18 protein-coding genes and 1 tRNA gene are annotated in these 16,392 nt (G+C 41.7%); 7 read left to right on the top strand and 12 right to left on the bottom strand.

All coding sequences use genetic code 11. The annotated features are described in order from the left end of the window. Nucleotides 1–2 precede the first annotated feature (2 nt). The gene (locus DFP82_RS14920) at nt 3–62 is read left to right on the top strand and encodes an IS3 family transposase (RefSeq protein WP_077447752.1); all 60 of its coding nucleotides are present in this window, start codon (nt 3–5) and stop codon (nt 60–62) included. Nucleotides 63–205: 143 nt separating this feature from the next. Here the strand turns inward: DFP82_RS14920 and DFP82_RS02795 are convergent, their stop codons facing one another. Together DFP82_RS02795 and DFP82_RS14670 are read right to left on the bottom strand one after the other, a co-directional pair. Beyond that, nucleotides 206–1,939 (bottom strand): retron Ec67 family RNA-directed DNA polymerase/endonuclease, encoded by a 1,734-nt coding sequence (locus DFP82_RS02795; protein WP_110922187.1) that lies wholly within the window; start codon nt 1,937–1,939, stop codon nt 206–208. Between the two features lie 206 nt (nt 1,940–2,145). Continuing rightward, nucleotides 2,146–2,301 carry a hypothetical protein gene (locus DFP82_RS14670; protein ID WP_181416221.1) on the bottom strand — a complete coding sequence of 52 codons (156 nt, stop codon included), beginning with the start codon at nt 2,299–2,301 and terminating at the stop codon, nt 2,146–2,148. A gap of 133 nt (nt 2,302–2,434) precedes the next feature. Between DFP82_RS14670 and DFP82_RS02790 the strand changes: the two genes are divergently transcribed. After that, nucleotides 2,435–3,757, top strand: a complete 1,323-nt coding sequence (locus DFP82_RS02790) for a valine--pyruvate transaminase (protein WP_110922186.1) — start codon at nt 2,435–2,437, stop codon at nt 3,755–3,757. A gap of 52 nt (nt 3,758–3,809) precedes the next feature. On the opposite strand, the gene DFP82_RS02785 is transcribed toward DFP82_RS02790, so the two are convergent. The 3 genes from DFP82_RS02785 to hisB form a co-directional block, all read right to left on the bottom strand. Further along, nucleotides 3,810–4,199 carry a hypothetical protein gene (locus DFP82_RS02785; protein ID WP_110922185.1) on the bottom strand — a complete coding sequence of 130 codons (390 nt, stop codon included), beginning with the start codon at nt 4,197–4,199 and terminating at the stop codon, nt 3,810–3,812. A 171-nt stretch (nt 4,200–4,370) separates the two neighbouring features. Beyond that, entirely contained in the window at nt 4,371–5,006 is a 636-nt protein-coding gene (gene hisH / locus DFP82_RS02780; RefSeq protein ID WP_110922230.1) for an imidazole glycerol phosphate synthase subunit HisH, read from the bottom strand. A gap of 188 nt (nt 5,007–5,194) precedes the next feature. Beyond that, on the bottom strand, nt 5,195–5,842 hold the full coding sequence (gene hisB / locus DFP82_RS02775; RefSeq protein WP_110922184.1) for an imidazoleglycerol-phosphate dehydratase HisB: 648 nt from the start codon (nt 5,840–5,842) through the stop codon (nt 5,195–5,197). A 551-nt stretch (nt 5,843–6,393) separates the two neighbouring features. On the opposite strand from hisB, the gene DFP82_RS02770 reads away from it, so the two are divergent. Continuing rightward, on the top strand, nt 6,394–6,816 hold the full coding sequence (locus DFP82_RS02770) for a hypothetical protein (protein ID WP_110922183.1): 423 nt from the start codon (nt 6,394–6,396) through the stop codon (nt 6,814–6,816). 122 nt (nt 6,817–6,938) lie between these two features. Continuing rightward, a tRNA-Phe gene (locus tag DFP82_RS02765) sits at nt 6,939–7,014 on the top strand. Nucleotides 7,015–7,180: 166 nt separating this feature from the next. Here the strand turns inward: DFP82_RS02765 and DFP82_RS02760 are convergent. After that, a complete protein-coding gene (locus DFP82_RS02760; RefSeq protein ID WP_110922182.1) occupies nt 7,181–7,522 on the bottom strand; it encodes a hypothetical protein in 342 nt (113 codons plus the stop codon). A gap of 179 nt (nt 7,523–7,701) precedes the next feature. Here DFP82_RS02760 and DFP82_RS02755 point away from each other — a divergent pair, with 179 nt between their 5' ends. Both DFP82_RS02755 and DFP82_RS02750 read left to right on the top strand, forming a co-directional pair. After that, entirely contained in the window at nt 7,702–8,202 is a 501-nt protein-coding gene (locus tag DFP82_RS02755; RefSeq protein WP_110922181.1) for a DUF4385 domain-containing protein, read from the top strand. A gap of 134 nt (nt 8,203–8,336) precedes the next feature. Then, nucleotides 8,337–9,011 carry a phosphoglycolate phosphatase gene (locus DFP82_RS02750; RefSeq protein ID WP_110922180.1) on the top strand — a complete coding sequence of 225 codons (675 nt, stop codon included), beginning with the start codon at nt 8,337–8,339 and terminating at the stop codon, nt 9,009–9,011. A 101-nt stretch (nt 9,012–9,112) separates the two neighbouring features. Here DFP82_RS02750 and DFP82_RS02745 read toward each other — a convergent pair whose 3' ends face one another. Then, nucleotides 9,113–10,687, bottom strand: a complete 1,575-nt coding sequence (locus DFP82_RS02745) for a YifB family Mg chelatase-like AAA ATPase (protein ID WP_110922179.1) — start codon at nt 10,685–10,687, stop codon at nt 9,113–9,115. Between the two features lie 401 nt (nt 10,688–11,088). Here DFP82_RS02745 and hemN point away from each other — a divergent pair, with 401 nt between their 5' ends. Then, nucleotides 11,089–12,552, top strand: a complete 1,464-nt coding sequence (gene hemN / locus DFP82_RS02740) for an oxygen-independent coproporphyrinogen III oxidase (protein WP_425450587.1) — start codon at nt 11,089–11,091, stop codon at nt 12,550–12,552. A 107-nt stretch (nt 12,553–12,659) separates the two neighbouring features. Here the strand turns inward: hemN and DFP82_RS02735 are convergent, their stop codons facing one another. The 5 genes from DFP82_RS02735 to DFP82_RS02715 form a co-directional block, all read right to left on the bottom strand. Continuing rightward, a complete protein-coding gene (locus DFP82_RS02735) occupies nt 12,660–13,520 on the bottom strand; it encodes an SPFH domain-containing protein (protein WP_110922177.1) in 861 nt (286 codons plus the stop codon). Between the two features lie 15 nt (nt 13,521–13,535). Further along, complete coding sequence (locus DFP82_RS02730) at nt 13,536–14,030, bottom strand: NfeD family protein (protein WP_245905602.1); 495 nt, start codon at nt 14,028–14,030, stop codon at nt 13,536–13,538. A gap of 184 nt (nt 14,031–14,214) precedes the next feature. Next, the gene (locus tag DFP82_RS02725; RefSeq protein WP_110922175.1) at nt 14,215–14,775 is read right to left on the bottom strand and encodes a porin family protein; all 561 of its coding nucleotides are present in this window, start codon (nt 14,773–14,775) and stop codon (nt 14,215–14,217) included. Between the two features lie 197 nt (nt 14,776–14,972). Beyond that, complete coding sequence (locus tag DFP82_RS02720) at nt 14,973–15,512, bottom strand: porin family protein (protein WP_110922174.1); 540 nt, start codon at nt 15,510–15,512, stop codon at nt 14,973–14,975. Between the two features lie 98 nt (nt 15,513–15,610). Next, nucleotides 15,611–16,156, bottom strand: coding sequence for a porin family protein (locus tag DFP82_RS02715; protein WP_110922173.1), 546 nt, complete (start codon nt 16,154–16,156; stop codon nt 15,611–15,613). Nucleotides 16,157–16,392 lie beyond the last annotated feature (236 nt).

Raw genomic sequence — 16,392 nt, 5'->3', positions numbered from 1 at the left:
GAATTCAGCTTAAACTAAAAGGACTGAGTCCTGTGCAATACAGAACTCAGTCCTTGATATAAACTTAAACCGTCCAATATTTGGGGGTCAGTTCAAATAGGGGGTTTTTAATTCACTACTGTCTGCAAATTCCGACAAGATTATAGCAATAGCTTGTTGTGTCTCTTATCCATATAGCCACAATAAAACTCAATATTATGTGGAGTCACTTCTTACTTTGAAAGTGCTCGATAGCTAGCTGAACTTTTTCAAAAATTTGATCGAATTTTGACCAATCGACTAACTCTTGATTTCGAGGTATTATCTCGGTAGCAAATACTTTCTTGCTATAATTTCGTTTGTTATTAGATAAGTTGGATTTTTCGAAATATAAACCATTTCTTGGTATATCAATCACTTCTTTAGAATAAAAGCTTTCGATGTCTGTATCAGTAGAATTAATTCTAGGTAGAAATATTAAATATAGATTATTATCAATATGATAGAAATCCTTTCTAACAACTTTGATTAACTTATCTTTCTTTACTTTTTCTAATTTCATTAGAAGGTCTGCACTACCATCGTCGTCATCTACAAGGATAATTACTGGGTTTTGAACTTCAGGTATACAAAATTTATTACAGTATTTCTTATACTCTGTAACTAATTTTTTTATGTCACCTGTCCCACCACTTTTAGATATTACATCAAAAATTCTACTTTCAAAATCATGGAAGTTCATATTTTTCCAATCAGAGAAGCTTTCAGGCATAGGGTTTTTGCTAGTATCAATATTGGACCTGAAGTTTAAATAATGCTTTAAGTGAGATTTATCAGTTTTCCCTTCACCAAATATAGTCACTTTTTCAGGGTTAAAAAAATATCTGAATAAGACATAATCTCTAAGAGTTATTTCACTTTTTGTAAGCTTATTAATATTTGGATAGAACCTTTTATTTTCTCGATTACCTCTCAATTCTTGATATTCAATACGAGATATATAGTTCAACATACCTTGTAAGCTATTTAGCTTATTAGTTTCTGAAATCTTATCTTTGTAAAAATCTCCCCGAAATTCAAAATCACCTTTAGTACATAAACTGTGAACTAAAGCTCTTACTAGATCCCTATAAGCTCTTGTGGTATTGACTTTTTTATTAACCGTTAATCCAGTAACTCGTTGTTGAGAATAAAAAAGACTCATTCTAACTTTCTGCATATTAATCTCAAAACCACTCTGAGACACTATGCTGATAAGCAGTTTACTAGGATGCCAAGTCTTATCAGTATTCGAGTAAGCCAATTTTTTAGGAAACACTTTTTCATTGGTTGAGAAAGTAATATCATCACAATATCTGGAATAACTACAGCCACAACTACTAGCTATTTTTGATAATCTAATATCTAAAATATGTCCAATTAAGTTTGATATAACTGGTGACACAGGGCTTCCCTGAGGGAGGATGTTATTATGACAAGCAATTTGTGCAATTACAGTAGCTACGTTCTCATCTAAACAAAAATTTCTATTTTTTATAAAGAAACCTCTCACCCGACCAAAATTAATTGAGTCAAAATAGTTCTTTAAATCTATATTAAAAACAAATTTTTTCTTTTTATGTACCTTAGCATTATCAAATATAGAGCTTTTCTTCCGATAGCCGAAAGATAAGCTGCCTGTAACCCCCTTCTCTTTATTGATTTCATCGATGCAACTATAAAGTATTTTCGATAATTGGGATTGTATGAACTTCAAATTCTGATTCGGTGCTAGGATTATTCTCGTCCCACCACTTTTTTTTGGAATACTAAATTCCGAATATTTTTTAGTGGTAGTTTTATTTTTATCAATGATATAAATATTGTAGGAAAGAGTCTTAGGTTGAACTCGGAGTAGATGAGCCAGTTCGGAAAGGGTCGTTGTTTTTTGTAATGCTTTTAATTTAGAGAAATCGTTCATATTTAATTCTTATAAGAGGGAAAGACCTATAAATACTCTTTCGCAATATAATACACTAGGAACCCTACGACAAACCAAGAGCCTCATAGAACCTCATGAGCTTAAAAGGAGTAGTAGCTTGAAAATCACTCATTGTGAAGCACAATGATAAAATCTATTTATAGGTCTAAGTCTCATACTAGATGAATACTGATATTTGTCAACTATTAATAAGCAATTGTAGAGTTATTTGGCTCTGATTGAAGCGTTAGCTTGATAGGCTCTAGCGCTTGTGTCGCCTGAAAACCAAAACGCCCTCTATTCATATAGGAGGCGTTTTTTGATTCGTTCAACGTATCAGCATATAAACCAATATCAGCCATGCTGTTTGCTTATTTATTGGGGGGGGATTACCTAGCCCTCATTTGCTATACTAGCCCTCATTTGCTATACTAGCCTAACTTTTTTCAATCAAATTCCTTCTTATCAAACCCTCCAAAACAGCATGGTAGTCTTATGAAATTCTCAAAGTTCGGTCAAAAATTTACCCAACCCACTGGCATCTCACAATTGATGGACGATTTAGGCGATGCGCTAAAAAGCGATCAGCCAGTCAACATGCTAGGCGGTGGTAACCCTGCCAAAATTGATGCCGTCAATGAGTTATTTTTGGAGACGTATAAGGCGCTAGGCACTGATAACGATACAGGTGAGGCCAATAGTAGCGCGATTATCAGCATGGCGAATTACTCTAATCCGCAAGGTGACTCGGCCTTTATCGATGCCTTGGTTGGCTTCTTTAACCGTCATTATGATTGGAATTTGACCTCAGAAAACATCGCCCTGACCAATGGCTCACAGAATGCGTTTTTCTATCTGTTTAATCTATTTGGCGGCGCTTTCGCTGATGAACAGAACCAGTCTGTAGACAAATCCATTCTACTGCCATTGACCCCTGAGTATATCGGCTATAGCGACGTGCATGTCGAAGGTCAGCATTTCGCAGCGGTATTGCCACATATCGATGAAGTGACTCATGACGGCGCGGAAGGCTTCTTTAAATATCGTGTCGATTTTGATGCATTAGAGAACTTGCCAGCGCTAAAAGAAGGACGTATCGGCGCGATTTGCTGCTCACGCCCGACCAACCCGACTGGCAACGTGCTGACCGATGAAGAAATGGCGCATTTGGCCGAGATTGCCAAACGTTATGACATACCTCTTATCATCGATAATGCCTACGGTATGCCCTTCCCTAACATCATCTATTCAGACGCGCATTTGACGTGGGATGACAATACGATTCTGTGTTTTAGCCTATCTAAAATTGGCCTACCCGGTATGCGTACGGGTATTATCGTGGCCGATGCAAAAGTGATCGAAGCGGTTAGCGCGATGAATGCGGTAGTGAATTTAGCACCAACACGCTTTGGTGCAGCGATTGCCACGCCATTGGTAAAAGACGACCGTATCAAGCAGTTAGCCGATACCGAGATTAAGCCGTTTTATCAAAAGCAGGCGACCCTTGCCGTGAAGCTGTTAAAAGAAGCATTGGGTGATTACCCATTGATGATTCATAAGCCTGAAGGCGCGATTTTCTTATGGTTGTGGTTTAAAGATTTGCCGATTAGCACCCTTGAGCTATACGAGCGTCTCAAAGAAAAAGGCACGCTGATAGTGCCAAGTGAATACTTCTTCCCTGGGGTCGATGTTAGCGATTATCAGCATGCGCATGAATGTATTCGTATGAGCATCGCGGCTGACGAGCAGACGCTGACTGATGGTATTAGAGTGATTGGTGAGGTGGTGCGTGAGTTGTATGATGAAGCCAAAAAATAAGATTAACTGCTAGAATCATAAATTCAAATAGCAGAATCAAAAAACGGACTTATTAATAGTCCGTTTTTTTATGGCGTTTGGTCAACGAGGTAGGTTTGCTAGTTGGATGAAATATCTTGGTCCATTTATTTAAGCCATAAAGCACATAAGACAGCATGCACGTATTGATCAAATCACGGATGCTCGCGGTAATCTGTTCTCGGCTCAAACCTGCCATGCCTAGCGACTCAATCGTCTCTCGATTGTCCAAATACTCACCCAACAACGCAATGCCAGTTACGACAATGACAGCTATGAATGACCTGATACCTTGCTTTTTAAAAATAGGACGCAGTAATACCAAACACAGCAAATAGACACCAACACCGACATAGATGTGCAAAGCATCTTTGGCCAGCCCTGTTGTCTCGATAATATTCATTTTAAAGGCAGTAAAATCCACTGAGATATTCCAAATATAAACGAGCAGAAAACAACTGAGCGTATCACTAAACAATGATGGCTAAAAAGTGGTCGCTAAAAAAGTAATAGCTGAGAACAAAAAAGGCAGATTATACAATGGATAATCTACCTTCCTGCTAAATTAAACATTCAATTCACGTTTATCGTCTATTTATATATCCCACTCTACAAAGTTTTTTAACAGCTGCAAGCCTGCAGTATGGCTTTTCTCTGGATGGAACTGGGTCGCAAATAGATTGTCTTGGATGACACTGGCACAAAACGGCTGACCATAGTCACATACCGCAGCCACTTGTGAGTGATTGGCAGGCTCGCAGTAATAGCTATGCACAAAGTAAAAATGTGCATTGTCTTGAATGCCATTCCACAATGGATGCTCAAAATCCATGCCGCTGATGGTATTCCAGCCCATATGCGGTACTTTGATAGTTGCGCCTTGCTTGTCTTTCCACGTAGGGTCAAAGGCTTCTACCGTGCCCTTTAAGATGCCAAGACAGTCTGTACCACCATTTTCAACTGACTGCTCAAACAACGCCTGCATGCCTATGCAGATGGCCATAACGGGCTTATTAAATATAGCCTGACGTATGACGTCATCAATCCCAGCATCATGCATGCCAGCGATACAGTCGCGCATGGCACCGACACCAGGGAAGACGATTTTGTCTGCTGCGGCAACGACTTTGGGGTCGTTGGTGATAGAGACTTCTGCCCCGACCACTGACAATGCTTTACTGGCGGAATGCAAATTACCCATACCATAATCTAATAGTGCAATTTTGGTCATCGATTGGTTCTCATTTTTAAATATTTTGACTACTGTACTATTTGTATCGTTAGCCATTTATATTGTTGGCTATTGCCTTTTCTATTATCGCGGGTGTAGATAAGGTTTTGCTACAAGGAAGCCAAGCGCAGGCTTTACAGCTAGTACGCCAAGCTTGACTGACACCGTAGAAGAGCCTTAAATGCGACTTAGAAAGCCTCTTTGGTCGATGGCAAGGTATTCAACGCACGCTCGTCATATTCACAAGCCATGCGCAGAGCGCGAGCAAAAGCCTTAAAGGTCGATTCGATTTGGTGATGGCTATTTTTGCCTTTGAGATTGTCCAAATGCACGGTCATCCACGAGTGGTTGACGAAGCCGTAGAAAAACTCACTGAACAAATCAACATCAAAACCGCCCACGTGCGAGCGGGTAAACGGAATGTCCATGTGTAAACCAGGACGACCTGATAGATCGACAACGGCGCGAGTCAACGACTCATCGAGTGGTGCATAAAAATGCCCATAACGACGGATACCTTTCTTGTCGCCCAATGCTTTATTGAACGCTTGTCCCAAGGTGATACCGGTATCTTCGACGCTATGGTGATCATCGATAAAGGTATCGCCTGTGCACTTGATATCCAAGTCAAATAAACCGTGACGCTTGATTTGATCAATCATATGATCCAAAAACGGTACACCAGTGTCTACAGTGCCTTGACCCGTACCATCAAGGTTGACAGTGCACTTCACTTGCGTTTCTGCAGTGATACGCTCAACCGTGGCGATACGCGCTGGACGACCATGTAGGTTCGGGTTCTGTGATGGGTTTTGCTCAGTTGCATTGGCTGTCATGGCTACTCTCTATCAGTTTTTTATCAGTGAAAAGCGGTCAATAAAATAGGACGAAAACACGCCCGAGTCTTTAAATAAGTGAATAATTAAGTGAATAATGAAAAATTTAAAAAATCTATCAATGTTTGCGTATGATACGAATAATATTAGGATTTATGCCTACTAGGGTGTGTCCTCACTTTAAAAATGGTGATAAAGATGAGATAAATCGCAGTCAAACAAGGAAAATAGCGCAGATAATATCGAGATATTAGTCAGCTATTTGACGCCGTTTGGCAAGATTTAGACATTTTTAACCCATTTAGATAACTATCGATTGAATTGAGGACACGCCCTAGGCATTGTCTGTCTTCATCATAGCAAAACCTAACATTTACTGCTATGTCCAAGCCGTAAACCACGCACAAATTTACCTCATTCTGCTAAAATAGTGCGTTCAGTATTATCAATCATGACGCACGCTAATGCTATAACACGACAATTTATGACACCACACTCTATGACATTATAATGTCTCACATCATAGAAACCCTCTGTTTATAGGAACTGCTATGCCTTTAGAAGCGATCGCCATCAATAGTTTGGATGCCCCACTGATTAAAAAACCTGCACGCGAAAACGAGCTAGCAGAACGCCTGCAGGCTTTATATGATAGCGATGATGCTCAGCCCATTGGTGCCGATGTACTCAGTCTCGTTGAGCAAGGATTTAAGCGTGGACAGTATCTCTATGTCGGTATGTTCAATGATAAGCCTATCGCTGCTGTCGCCTGCTTTGATGATGGGCAGACTAATGCTAAGCGCTTGCAGTATTTAACAGTGCATGCACAAAATCGTGGCCGAGCCATTGATGCCAAGTTTATTAAACTGGTCTATGATGCCGAAGTGAAAAAAGGCGTACGTGAGTTTGTGCCTGTAGATACGGATATTCATCGTATTATGAGCGAGTACGAACTACTGCGTGTCAAAGACTAAACTGACAACTAGAGTGTTTAATTTTGCCCATATCTGACTATTTATCGTCTTTTATCAGATATAATGCAAAAACTGCTTGACAGCAGTGCGTATATTTAGTTTAATAGCGCCTCAACGAAGACGGCTCGATAGCTCAGTCGGTAGAGCAACGGATTGAAAATCCGTGTGTCGGCAGTTCGAACCTGCCTCGAGCCACCATTTCGTTTAAGAATTCTAAAAAGCCCCGAACATTTATGTTTGGGGCTTTTTTTATGTTTGGATTTTTATGTTTAGGTAGCATGCTCAGATGTATATAAAATACTTCAAGCAAGATTAACGCAGTAATATTTTTATAGTGGAATGACTATAAGCGCTTTCTTACTTATCACAAACGCTTTCTTAATAGTAACTCACAACGCTCACGCGAGTCTAAATCATAAACCGTCGCACGGTAATCAATACCATGACGTCCTTCGAAAAATATCACCCGATCACCCACTACTAAGAAACAAGATGTACGAGCATCATAAATAAACCCATCAATCACAAATGCCAAATCACGATCTATCTCGCGTACCGTGTATGTCTCTCCCTTTGGAATCAAACCCTCAAACCAAGCGCTATGAGCTGCACTAGAGATTAGCATGCTTATCAGTACGGCTGACATCATAAAGCTGTTCTGTGTTAACCGCATAAAACGTGAATACGTAGTCGTTATTTTATTCATGATGATTGGCTTCCTGATAAGTAATATCTTCAACCCGCGATAGTATTGAAGCAGTTTTATAATAGGCAGACTATAACGCTGACAGTCACAGCTGAACAACATTTATACGCTGTTTTTTCAACAGTCCCGCTAAGTATACTAGGGTGTATTAAATATCGATATCCTTAGCAGGTAACGTTATGAGAGAGTTTGATTACGACTTAGACTACAAAAATCTAGACTTGCGTGCGCAGCCCGAGCTGTATCGTGTTGGTCGTGGTGAGCAAGGAGTGCTGCTCGTAGAGCCATACAAATCTGAAGTATTACCACACTGGCGTTTTGCCGATCCTGACATTGCGACCGAGAGCAGTGATACTATTTATCAGATATTCTTAGATTATTTGGCTGCTGATGACTTTGTCGGTGCTGATATGGCACGCAAGTTTATTCAAATGGGCTATACCCGTGCCCGCCGCTATGCCAATCATAAAGGTGGCAAAAAATATAAGGGCGCTGTCCCTGATGATAAAAAAGGCCAAAGCGGTGCACATGGGCGTGAAGAGTTACCACGGCAAATCGAGGATCCTATAAAAGCGGAGTCAGCGCGCATATTTAAACAAAAATGGGACGAGTGTCGTAAAAACGAAGATTATCTAAGAATGAAAGCCGAGCATCGTGAACGCTATAAAGATGTTGAATGATTGCTTCTGTTCATCGTACAAAGAACATTAGAAAAGCAAATTTTCTAGCCTTAAAGCATGGCTATGCTAAGGTATGGAACGAAGCGCAATATAACCCACATAACAAATATAACTGTTTCAAATAGCGAGGAATAATGGATAAGCAACTTTTGATTTTTGATTTCGACGGAACACTCATTGATAGTGTGCCTGATTTAGCTGATGCGACCAACGCTATGCTAACCACGCTGGGAAAAGAGACCTACCCTATCGAGACGATACGCAACTGGATAGGCAATGGCTCAAGATTACTGGTAGAGCGCGCGCTAGTGGGTAAGGTAGAAGTGTTAGAAAACGAGTTAACGGTCGAGGAAGCCGATCACGCAGAGCACCTGTTTTTTGAGGCTTATAAAAATCTCAGTGGCAGCAAAACCGTCGCTTATCCAGATGTTGATAACGGACTAAAGAAACTGAAAAACGCAGGTTATACACTGGCGTTAGTGACCAACAAACCCATTCGTTTTGTACCGAAGATATTACAGTCATTTGGCTGGCAAGACTTATTCAGCGAAGTATTGGGCGGTGATAGCCTCTCGACCAAAAAGCCTGATCCTGCACCGCTATTACATGTCTGTGAAGCGTTGAATGTTTCTCCAGAACAAGCCGTGATGATTGGTGATTCTAGAAACGATATCTTAGCCGGACAAAATGCCAATATGGACACGCTTGGACTGTCTTATGGCTATAACTATGGGCAAGATATTCGTGAGTTAAACCCTACCGAAGCGTTTGATAGCTTTCAGGCACTGCAAGATTATCTGCTTAAATAATTATAATCTCAAAAATTTCCACAAGGTTAGTCGCATCTTTTGTGGCTTACCTTGTGGAACTTATCTTGTGGGAATGTGTGGCTCATCTTGTGGGAATAAAGTCACTTGCTACGATAACTGAGCGCCTCGGATACATGGACACTCGTTATATCTACACTATCAGAAAGGTCTGCGATAGTACGCGCCACTCGCAATACTCGATGGTAGCCACGCGCGGATAAATTCAGGCGCTGCTGGGCGAGTTGTAATAGCTGCTGCTCACTCTCTCCTAGTTGGATATATTTATCAATCTCGCTAGGATTAAGCTCATTATTGACCTTTTGTTGTCGCTGCATTTGATGCTTATGAGCAGCAATAACTCGAACACGTACTTGTTCAGAGGTCTCACCTACTTGGGCATTTTGCAAGTCGGCAATGGGTAAAGCAGGCACAGTGATATGCAAATCAATGCGATCTAATAGCGGTCCTGATAGCTTGTCTTGATAGCGTTTAATCTGCTCGGGTCGACAGCGACAACGCCCTGAAGCATCGCCATCATAGCCACATGGGCAAGGATTCATCGCCGCGACCAATTGAAAATTTGCGGGAAAGGTCATCTGTGAATTGGCACGGCTAATCGTTATTTGCTTAGCCTCTAATGGCTGACGCAACACCTCTAAGACCGTACGATCAAACTCTGGCAATTCATCAAGGAATAATACGCCTTTATTGGCCAGCGTAATCTCACCAGGTTTCGGACGTGAACCGCCACCAACCAATGCCACGGCTGATATCGTATGATGAACTTGCCTGAATGGTCGTGTGCCATAGTCATAATCGCTGTCTGCAACTGAATACGTACTGGCTACTTCTAACGCATCTTCGTCACTAAGGTCTGGCAAAATAGTCGGTAGCCTCGATGCCATCAATGTCTTGCCTGAACCAGGCGGCCCTGTAAATAATATCGAGTGTCCACCTGCAGCGGCAATCTCTAGTGCACGCCGCGCATGATGCTGCCCTTTGACATCGGCCAAGTCCACTTGATAACCAATATGCTGCGGTGCTGGACTGGGGGTGACGACTGCCAAACTCTCATGGGGTATGCTTGGATTCGCTAGCGACTGTAAGTGGTCACAAACGGCTTTGAGACTGTGGGCGCCTAATACCTCCACTCCCTCGACACGGCTGGCTTCTGCCCCATTATCCATTGGCACGATTAATTTGACCGATGTTACTGCTTCTACTGGCAGCGGCTCAGTCAGTGATTGCTCATGACTACTCGATGATTTTGCCGCCAACCCTTCCGCTTTAATCGCTCGTGCCACTGCCAAACTGCCTGTCACTTGCCGCAAGTTTCCGTTTAGCGCCAATTCACCGATAAACTCAAATCCTGATAACACGTCTGGATCAAGCTGATCACTGGCTGCCAAGATACCGATAGCAATCGGCAAGTCCAATCTTGCGCCATCTTTGGGTAAATCCGCAGGCGCTAGGTTAATAGTGAGACGGCGATTGGGAAACTGAAATCCAGAATTCAATATCGCGGATCGTACTCTGTCTTTACTCTCACGTACCGCAGCCTCAGGCAGACCGACAATGGTCAATGCAGGCAGACCTTGCGACAAGTGCACCTCAATAATAACCTTAGGTGCGTGCAAACCGACGACTGAACGGGTATAGACTTGAGCAAACGACATGAGTGTTTCCTATAAAGAGGCTCTCTCGATAATAGAGGATTACACATGGGTACGCAAATGTCGTGTTTTGAGTCATAAAACCTCATGTGATTGATGATTCAATCATGAGCTCATTATCTTAATAAGTTTTGCCTAAGAGTACTCGCCATTCACCCCACTATTAACAAGGATTTGTTATACTAGCCACTGTCTATTTAGACATAAATATTACTAAAAAGGTGATCATAAACGAACGGTTTCAATTGCTACCTTTGAACCACATAAACCCTAGCAATATATATGGTCAAAACGAGGAATATCGCATGACAGAACATTCAGAACAAAACCATTCTAACAGTGCTGACCATATCGAGCAGCCTTATAATCGCGCCGGAGAGCAGCCGACCACGACACGTCCTGTCATGCAACCAGACAATCCTTATGCCAGTATGCGCGGCAGTATTACGAGCAAACAGCTGCCCGCCTTTGATGAAGCGATCATCCATAAATACAATCGCTCAGGGCCACGATATACATCCTATCCAACGGCTTTAGAGTTCGCGCCAATCGCTGAAAGTCTTGAGACCAAAATTCTGCAGAACCGTGAGACGCGTGCCCCACTGTCTCTATACTTTCATATCCCTTTCTGTCGTCATCTTTGCTACTACTGTGCTTGCAATAAGATTATTACCAAAAAAAATAGCGACTCGGGTGATTATTTACAGTACTTAATTGCCGAAATTAAGCATAAGCGTCGCTTATTATCGGCGCCTGAAGGTAGCAGCAAACCATTGGTCAAGCAGCTACATTTAGGCGGTGGTACACCCACATTTTTGCGCGATGAAGAGATGGTTCAGCTGTGGGAGTTTTTGCAGACGCAGTTTGAATTTTTGCCCGAAAATGAGGGTGACTACTCTATTGAGATTGACCCGCGCGAGCTGAGCGAAGACACACTAAAAGTATTGCGTGGTCTTGGTTTCAACCGTATCAGTTTAGGTGTGCAAGACTTAGATGAAACCGTACAGATCGCTGTCAATCGTGTCCATTCCGCCGAATTGATTGAGAACGTCCTCAACGAGGCGCGCGAACTTGGCTTTCACTCTATTAACATTGACTTGATTTATGGCTTACCATATCAAACGCCTGATACCTTTAACCAAACGGTACAGCGCATCATAGAGATGTCACCAGATCGTCTGTCAGTGTTTAACTACGCTCACCTGCCTGAGCGCTTTAAAGCGCAACGTCAGATCAAAGATGAAGACCTACCAAATCCAGCAGCGAAGCTTACGATGCTTGGTAATACTATCAATATGCTGAGCGACGCCGGCTATCAATATATCGGTATTGATCACTTTGCAAAGCCTGATGATGAACTCGCTGTCGCACAGCGCGAGGGTAAATTACATCGTAACTTCCAAGGTTACACCATCATGGGTGACTGCGACCTATTAGGATTCGGTGTCTCTTCTATCAGTCAGATTGCCAATACCAGTACCCGCTATATCCTACAAAATGATACGGATCTGCAAGCCTATCAAGCCAATATTGATATGGCGAAAATCAATCCTACTGTCACGCCAGCGGTAAAAGTCATTAAGACGTCGATTAAAGATCGTCTGCGTGAATACGTGATTATGAACTTGCTATGTCACGACTATGTCGATTTTAAAGATGTGAACCAGAAATTCGGTATCGATGCTATTACTTATTTTATTGATGAAATAGCACAGCTCGGCGCCATGCAAGACGATAAGCTCATCGATATGGATGCGGCTGGTATTCGTGTCTTACCAAGAGGTCGATTGCTTGGTCGTAATGTCGCTATGGTGTTTGATGAATATCTGGAGAAAAAGCACAAGAATCGTTTTTCCAAAGTGATTTAAAACAGCTTTAAGAAGCAATGTTAAAAAATAACGTTAAAAAGCAACGGTGAATTTATGGCACAAAAAAGACCTCAAGCGAGGTCTTTTTTTATCTGAAATTATAGTTATTACACTTTCAACTTATCACCCACCATACCTTTTACAGTACTTAAAATATCAGCAGGTAACACCACCATTTTTGAGTTATCAGATTCAGCCAGTTCACGGATTGCCTTGATATACTGCTCACCAAGTAAGTAAACAATAGGCATCTCTTCTGTACCCATGGCATTAGTAATCAAACGAATCGACTCTTCTGAGCCTCTCGCTAGCACTACCTGCGCTTCAGCATCACGGCGCGAGGCCTCTAGACGCCCATCGGCTTCTAGGATAGCGGCTTGCTTTTGACCATCAGCACGGGTCACTGTGGCACGACGTAGACGCTCTGCCGCCGCCTGCTCTTCCATTGACGCTTGCATAGTTTGCGATGGGTTAATATCTTGAATTTCTACCGTCTTCAGCGTGATACCCCAATCAGCGATATCTTCTGAGATTGCATGCTTTAGCTTCATCTTGATTTCGTCGCGACTCGACAAGGCACTATCCAGATCCATTTCACCGATAATTGAGCGTAATGAGGTCTGTACCAGATTGCGAATACCATATTCATAATCTTCGATGCCATATACTGCTTTGTCAGGGCGTACGATATTAATGTAAGCCACTGCATTGGCGATAATCACTACGTTGTCTCGAGTAATGACTTCCTGTGATGGAATATCAAGCACGATGTCTTTAGTCGTCACTTTATAGGCGACATCATCGACGAAAGGAATAATCAGATTTAACCCAGGCTCTAGCGTTTGGCTATATTTCCCCAAGCGCTGCACCACCCATTTGTAGCCTTGCGGTACGATGCGAACACCCTTAAACACTGTAAACACCACCAGTGCCACCAAGACCAACATGACAATACTAAAGCTTCCCATAACCCACCCCTATTATTATATTTGTTTACTATTATTCATCGCTGCCTGCGATTTCATACTGCTCACAATCAACTCGTTGCCGACGATATCGGTCACTACCACTCTATCACCGACTGCTACTTGTTCCCCTCTCGTGCGGCATACCCACTCAGCAGCACCAACAATAGGTACACTAAATCTGACGGTACCCGCCCTATCTGGCTGCGGCTGTACGATAATCATGCCAGTTTCACCAATGATAACGCTGCCACCCAAACCTGCTTTGGTACGGTCTATCGATAACGGCTTAATGAATTTGAACCATGCCAACAGAAATATAGCTGATAACACCAACCAAATAATCACTTGAACAAAGACTGAAATCGGCAATAACCATGAAAGGGCTGCAACAATGATAGCAGCAGCACCAAACCATAGGCTTGCAAATGTGGGCACAAACATCTCAACAATCAGCAATATGAAGCCTAAAACGAGCCAATGCCAAGGTTCAATCATCCAAAGTATGTCCATCGCTGCAATACCTCTTATTTTTGATATTCTAACTTTCAATGTAACACACTTTTAGTATTCATAACTTCTTAAAAATCATCAATCTATGATGTTCACAGCTTAATAAACATGAGAGAAAGTATAAAAATACAACGCAAAAAAAACGCACCCAAAAGGATGCGTTTTTTATTTATTCTTTATTTGATTAGAACTTAAAGTGAGCACCTAAAGTAATGCTATCAACATCTATGTCTTCAGCTTTAGGATATACGTTATACAAGGCCTCAATAGAGGCCATAGGTGTAATGTTATAACCCAGACCTAAACTGCCAGCAATACCTGTATCAGACACACTGAAACTCTCGTTATAATAAGAATCAGTTTTATCAGTGTAATCTATATCGATCTCGTTTTTTGCAATACCCAAGCGACCTTTGGCATATACTGCTGTATTTGGAAAAGCATAATCATATGTTGCATATAGGCCATAAACATCGGCGCTATATTCTGCTTTCTCAAATCTGTCATTGAATGCGTCGGCATCGCCTGTAGTTAAATACTCAGCTTCCACACCAAACTCTGGCGTGAATTTGTAACCGCCGTAAACGCCATACGATACTGCTTCGTCATCAGCATCTTCTGCATTATACTGACCCACTTTTATACCAGCGTATGGCTGACCTGCATAATTAACAGCCGCTTGTGCACTTACACTTAACACAGCACCAGTTACTAAAGTTAATAGTGTTTTTTGCATCGTTCTCATTGTATTTTCCAAGGCTATTTCAGTTAACAATTAACTTTTAGATAGAATTTTGTCAGTAGAAATATCGCATATCCATAACTGACGGCGGTATATTAGCAATTTCCAACCTTAAAGCATACAACTGTTTTGTATTTCACGAATAAAAAAACGCACCCCAAAGGATGCGTTTTTTATTCATTGTACAGCTAGTCAAACGTTTAGAACTTGATGTTTGCACCAACAGTCATAAGATCTGTATCGCTACCCAACATGTCGTATTCTGCTTCTACGTTGAAGTTAGGCGTTACTGAATAACCAAGACCTACACCACCAGCTAAGCTAGTATCGTTATCTTCGCCATCGTAAAATCCACCAAGGTCTGTGTTAGTAGCTTCGATTTCAGTTCTTGCTACACCTAGCTTACCTTTTGCATATAGACCGGTATCCGCGAACGCATGGCGATAAGTACCATAAGCACCGTAAGATTTGGCATCGATATCACCACCACGGTAATCAGCATCATCTGAGCCTACATATTCAGCTTCAAGACCAAAGTTAGGATCAAAGTTATAACCAGCATAAACACCATAAGCCGTTGGATCATCAGCGTTATTGGTATCTAAATCAAATTGACCGACTTTAGCACCAACATACGGCTGGCCAGTATAGCCATTACCATAAGAACCAGCAGCTTGTGCACCCATGCTTAATAAAGAACCTGCTACTACTGCCATTAGAGTTTTTTGTAGAGTTTTCATTTTATTTCCTTAAAATTACATTTTTGATTGGTTATATATTATCTGTATGAGAAAAGCCCATCAGATAAGCCTTCAATAAAAAGGGTTAGAACAAATATTTAGAATTTTAACTGAGCACCAACGGTCAAGAGTTTGGCATCTACATCGCTGTCCATCATTGAATACTCAGCTTCGACACCAAAATTAGGATTGACTGAATAACCAAGACCTACACCACCAGCAATACCAGTATCACTGCTAGAGTTTGAGACTTTAACCAAACCGTTGGTATAGTCACCTTCCACTTCAGTCTTAGCCACACCTAGCTTACCTTTGGCGTACAAGCCAGTATTTGGGAACTGATAACGTGCGGTACCGTATGCGCCATAAGTTTTGGCATCGAGGTCACCGTTTCTATAATCAGCGTCATCTGAGCCGACATATTCAGCTTCAACACCGAAAGTAGAATCGAAGTTGTAACCACCATAGACACCATAAGCGGTAGGGTCATCTGCGTTATCAATGTCTAAATCAAACTGACCGACTTTGGCACCGATATACGGTTGACCAGTGTAGCCGTTGCTATAGGACGTTGCGGCTTGTGCGCCCATGCTTAATAAAGAACCCGCTGCTAGCGTGATTAGAGTTTTTTGTAGAATTTTCATTATTAGCTCCTTAACATCCATTTAAACAAACAAGTTATCTATTTATTTATGCTGGCTCTTATAGCCCTATCGTCTTGCTTGCTACGATGAATGTAATAGTAACAAACTATTTCAGACACTCTGTCAGTGTTTAATAGTATGAGAGTTAAGATTTGCAAGTTTTCATCAGCGAGTGGGTTACAAAGGCCAAGATATGAAACCTTTTGTTACAACCAGCCTATTTATGCAATAATCCC

Origin of the sequence: Psychrobacter fozii, from assembly GCF_003217155.1 — a bacterium.
Lineage (GTDB): Bacteria > Pseudomonadota > Gammaproteobacteria > Pseudomonadales > Moraxellaceae > Psychrobacter > Psychrobacter fozii.
Note: the sequence above shows the minus strand (reverse complement) of the source record. Positions and strands in the feature narration are given on the sequence as shown.